This window comes from Paraburkholderia tuberum STM678 (assembly GCF_902833905.1).
GTDB lineage: Bacteria > Pseudomonadota > Gammaproteobacteria > Burkholderiales > Burkholderiaceae > Paraburkholderia > Paraburkholderia tuberum.
The window spans coordinates 1-3791 of record NZ_CADFGP010000143.1 but is presented as its reverse complement, the minus strand read 5'-3'; the positions used below and the strand labels follow the sequence as shown (position 1 = coordinate 3791).

Annotated in this window: 6 protein-coding genes; 2 read left to right on the top strand and 4 right to left on the bottom strand. The window is 61.9% G+C overall.

Translation table 11 applies throughout. The annotated features are described in order from the left end of the window. Positions 1 to 214 precede the first annotated feature (214 nt). Together HWY30_RS40515 and HWY30_RS40510 are read left to right on the top strand one after the other, a co-directional pair. Positions 215 to 931, top strand: coding sequence for a chorismate--pyruvate lyase family protein (locus HWY30_RS40515; protein ID WP_090803612.1), 717 nt, complete (start codon positions 215 to 217; stop codon positions 929 to 931). Further along, complete coding sequence (locus HWY30_RS40510; protein ID WP_176079045.1) at positions 931 to 1422, top strand: DNA-deoxyinosine glycosylase; 492 nt, start codon at positions 931 to 933, stop codon at positions 1420 to 1422. The genes HWY30_RS40515 and HWY30_RS40510 overlap by 1 nt, the downstream gene beginning before the upstream one ends. A 25-nt stretch (positions 1423 to 1447) precedes the next feature. On the opposite strand, the gene HWY30_RS40505 is transcribed toward HWY30_RS40510, so the two are convergent. From HWY30_RS40505 to HWY30_RS40490, 4 genes are all read right to left on the bottom strand, one after another. Continuing rightward, positions 1448 to 1942 (bottom strand): GNAT family N-acetyltransferase, encoded by a 495-nt coding sequence (locus HWY30_RS40505; protein WP_244145215.1) that lies wholly within the window; start codon positions 1940 to 1942, stop codon positions 1448 to 1450. Beyond that, a complete protein-coding gene (locus HWY30_RS40500; RefSeq protein ID WP_090803614.1) occupies positions 1933 to 2334 on the bottom strand; it encodes a cupin domain-containing protein in 402 nt (133 codons plus the stop codon). The genes HWY30_RS40505 and HWY30_RS40500 overlap by 10 nt, the downstream gene beginning before the upstream one ends. Positions 2335 to 2415: 81 nt before the next feature. Beyond that, positions 2416 to 3243: an AraC family transcriptional regulator gene (locus tag HWY30_RS40495; protein ID WP_090805638.1), complete on the bottom strand. Its 828-nt coding sequence runs from the start codon at positions 3241 to 3243 to the stop codon at positions 2416 to 2418. A 142-nt stretch (positions 3244 to 3385) separates the two neighbouring features. Continuing rightward, on the bottom strand, positions 3386 to 3679 hold the full coding sequence (locus tag HWY30_RS40490) for a contact-dependent growth inhibition system immunity protein (protein WP_090803616.1): 294 nt from the start codon (positions 3677 to 3679) through the stop codon (positions 3386 to 3388). Positions 3680 to 3791: the final 112 nt, after the last annotated feature.

Here is a 3791-nt window from a genome sequence, read left to right as displayed (position 1 = left end):
ACGAAACGAAGCTCGCTGGAGCAATCCAGTCGTCAGGAAACGCCGGATACGTGATCCGTACGTCCGGTGTTGTGGGAGGACGGCGGGGGCAACCCCGCCTCCTACCCGATCCTTCTGGTTTGCGTCGGCTGCCCTGGCTGAAGGAGCGCGCACGATCGCCGCGGTCGTTGCCGCGAAAAATTACCGTCGGAGCACGCCGCTATAATCCGACACCATGCCTATCCGTTTCGATCCTGCCGACGCCCACTGGCGCGTCGCGCCTTTGGCCACTTTCAGCGCCGCCCAGAAAGACTGGCTGACCCGCGGCGGTTCACTGACCGCGCACCTGCGCGCGCTCGGCGCGGTCGCGGTGCGCGTGACTCGCGAAGCCGTCGCGCTGCCGTGGCCCGACGAAGCCGCCGCGCTCGGACTCGCGCCGCGCGCGCCGGTGTGGGTGCGCGAAGTGGTGCTGTCGGTCGATGGCGTGCCGTTCGTCGCCGCGCATAGCGTGACGCCGCGTGCCGCGAGCGTCGGCGTCTGGCAGGCGACGCGTCGCCTGCGCACCCGGCCGCTCGCGGAGTTGCTGTATAGCGATAGCAGTGTCGCGCGTTCGTCGCTGGTGAGCCGCAGGGTGGGGCAGCGGCATCCGTTGTATCGGTTGGCCGCGCATGAAATCGACGGCGGCGATCGGCATGCGCCGCATGCGCTGGTGGCGCGTCGCTCGGTGTTCGAGCGGCATGGTGCGCCTTTGATGGTGACCGAATGCATGTTGCCGGCACTGTGGGAGCATTTGCGTGCGTTGGACGCGGCCGCTCGCGCGCACGCTGCTGCGTCAGGCACCGGCGCGGCGCATATCGCGCACGCGCGGGTGCGCGAGCACGGTCGTCCGCTCGATCACACCGCGTCGCGCGCGCACAGCGTGCCGCGTAGCGCCGACGAGCGGAGCCGCTGATGTCGTTCAAGCGTTGCTTTGCGCCTGTCGTCGACGCTGATACGCGGGTCTTGATCCTCGGTAGCTTGCCGGGCGAGGTGTCGTTGGCTCACGGCCAATACTACGCACACCCGCAGAACAAATTCTGGTTACTGGTCGGTGAAGCGATAGAACGGGATCTGGTTGGTATGGCCTATTCGACGCGTCTCGAGACGTTGCTCGAACACCATATCGGACTATGGGATGTCGTTGCCGAGGCTCGTCGAGCAGGAAGCCTGGATAGCCGGATTCGCGACCATGCCAGCAACGATCTGATTGCTCTGATCGATACGCTGCCGAAACTGGCTACCATCGCCTTCAACGGGGGGACGGCGGCCAAAATCGGGATAAAAGCGTTGGGCGAGCGGGGAGTGCAATATCGGCTTGTCCGTTTGCCATCGAGTAGTCCCGCCCATGCCTCGGTTTCATACGCTCAAAAGCTGGACATATGGCGACGGCTAACCTGGGTCTGATCGACCGACAGGATGCCATTCGCGCTCATAGATCGAGCGCAAGAAACCGTGTGCCTTCGACTGGATTCTCGTAGTAGGGCGCGGTTTCGACGAACCCTAACCGCTCGTAGATGCGCTGTGCAAAACGGGTTTGCGGAACCGAGTCGAGAACCAGCGTCGAGAATCCCAATGTCTTCGCTTTCCCGATCACCGATGTGACCAGCGTTTCGCCAAGCGACAACCCTCTGAATGCTTCACGAACATAGAGCCGTTTGATTTCCGCAGTCTCTGCCGTATGGCGCAGCAGCCCCGCGCAACCGGCGAGCTCGCCGCCGGCGTCGGCGACGAAGAACATGCCGGATGGCAGCGTATAAACGTGTTCGAACGCGTCCATTTCTGCATCGAATCCACGGTACGACAGATCCATATCCAGCCAGCGGACATACTCGCGGATCACGGCGACGAGGTTGTGGGTGTCGGCGGGGAAAACGGCTTCGCGAACGATCGGCCGCGGCGTTTGCATGGCGGCTCTCAGATCCATACGTCGTTTTCGGCCGTTCTTTCGGTGGTCGTATCGCCGGTATTGACGACGCCGCGCGGTTCGATGAGCAGCAGCTTCACCTCGGACTCGGCATACGGCTTGTGCTCGACTCCCTTTGGTACCACCGCCATTTCTCCGGGAAACAGTTCGATCGAGCGGTCGCGGAAGTCGATGCGCAACCGGCCTGCGAGGACGATGAACGTCTCGTCGGTATCGGCATGCCGATGCCAGACGAAATCGCCGGCTATCTTTACGACCTTGAACTGATAGTCATTCATTTCAGCCACGACGCGCGGCTGCCAGTGGTCGTCGATCTGACTGATCTTGTCGAGCAGGTTGATGGTCTTGTATTGGCCGCGTTGCTCGGGTGTCGGCTGGGAATCGCTGTGCATGGTGGCTCCATTCGGATGATACCTGGAACAGAGCATAGTCCCGCCGCCGGCGAGTGTCTTGAACGATCGTGCAAGCTTGCGTTAGCCGGCGCGCCGATCGCTCGTCATCGCGAGCCAACGTGCGGGCGGGATTCCGTACGCGTGGCGAAAATGTCGGGTCATGTGGCTCTGGTCGGCGAAGCCGGCTGCCGCCGCCGCGTCCACGAGGGAAACGCCGCGCAGCATCATCGCGCGCGCGGCTTCGAGCCGGCGCATGACCAGGTAGTGATAGGGGCTGGTGCCGTAAAAAGTTCGGAAATCGCGCGAGAGGCTCCAGCGGTCCTGCCCGCTGACGAGGGCAAGTTCATCGAGCGTGACGGTGTGCGTGCACGATGCGTGCAGATATTCGCGTGCTCGCTGCGCTGCGGCGAAATCCGCGGACTTGCGCGTCTGCCGCGCGCCCGAGGCGTTATCCAGCGCGAGCGCGAGACCGGCGAGCGCGTCGTCACGTTCGAGCGGCTCCGCGTCGCCACGCATCTGGCGCAGCGCTGTCTGCGTGGCTTCGAACAGGCGCGGATCGGTCGTGACGCCGCCTTCGACGAACGGCAGGGGGCGGCCGCCGAGGACTTCCTGGATTGCAGCGGGTTGCACGTAAATCATCTGATAACGAAATCCCTCGTTCGTGCCGGCCTGACCGTCGTGCACTTCGTCGGGATGCAGGACCATGGTCTGTCCGGGCAGGCTGGTGCGCAAACCGCGCCTGTAATGGAAGCATTGGACGCCGGCGAGGGTCAGGCCGATCGCGTAGGTGTCGTGCCGATGCATGGAGTACGCGTTGCCGTGGAAAAACGCTTCGATGCGTTCGACTCCGTGGGTGGATTCCGAACGGGAAATCCAGTCGGATTGGGCTTTCCGGGTATCGCCGTCCATCACACGCTCCGGCTTGGTTTGGCAGATCTGCGGGAACATCGATATCGGAGGATTGTACCGGTGCGAATGTTCGCACGCTTGGCATGCACGATGGCGCGACTGACGTCAGTCTCTCGTCGCGGGTCCGGTCCTGAGCAATTGCCTACTCACTCAGTAATCGTTTTACTTCATCAAGGAAGGAAGCCGTCGTGTAGCCCCACAAAACAGGATCGAACTGGCGGCCAAACCGCTCCTTGAACTCTGAGTCCAACGTCTCTGGATAGTCGGCTTTGAATGAATCTATGTCAGACATAAGCGCGTCAATGTCAGTCGTTGACATTTTCGCGGTATAGGAAGAAACGAGTTCTTCTACTGAGTTTCCGAAAAGGTCAAAATCTTCGTGGAAACGAGAGCGAATCAACCCCGTCAGATTGCCATATTCCTCACCGTCAACCATACGATAAGCCTTCACTCATAGCGTTATACATAAGTCCTTAGCCGAGCCCGTCGCGGAGCGCGCGTAGCGTGTCAGCGGCAGCGAGTACCTGATCGAGCCCTCGCCAGATGGT

Bases quoted from the DNA above. Each gene is read 5' to 3' on its own strand.
- HWY30_RS40515 (WP_090803612.1), top strand. From the start codon at position 215: ATGCCTATCCGTTTCGATCCTGCCGACGCCCACTGGCGCGTCGCGCCT.
- HWY30_RS40510 (WP_176079045.1), top strand. From the start codon at position 931: ATGTCGTTCAAGCGTTGCTTTGCGCCTGTCGTCGACGCTGATACGCGG.
- HWY30_RS40505 (WP_244145215.1), bottom strand. From the start codon at position 1,942: ATGGATCTGAGAGCCGCCATGCAAACGCCGCGGCCGATCGTTCGCGAA.
- HWY30_RS40500 (WP_090803614.1), bottom strand. From the start codon at position 2,334: ATGCACAGCGATTCCCAGCCGACACCCGAGCAACGCGGCCAATACAAG.
- HWY30_RS40495 (WP_090805638.1), bottom strand. From the start codon at position 3,243: ATGGACGGCGATACCCGGAAAGCCCAATCCGACTGGATTTCCCGTTCG.
- HWY30_RS40490 (WP_090803616.1), bottom strand. From the start codon at position 3,679: ATGGTTGACGGTGAGGAATATGGCAATCTGACGGGGTTGATTCGCTCT.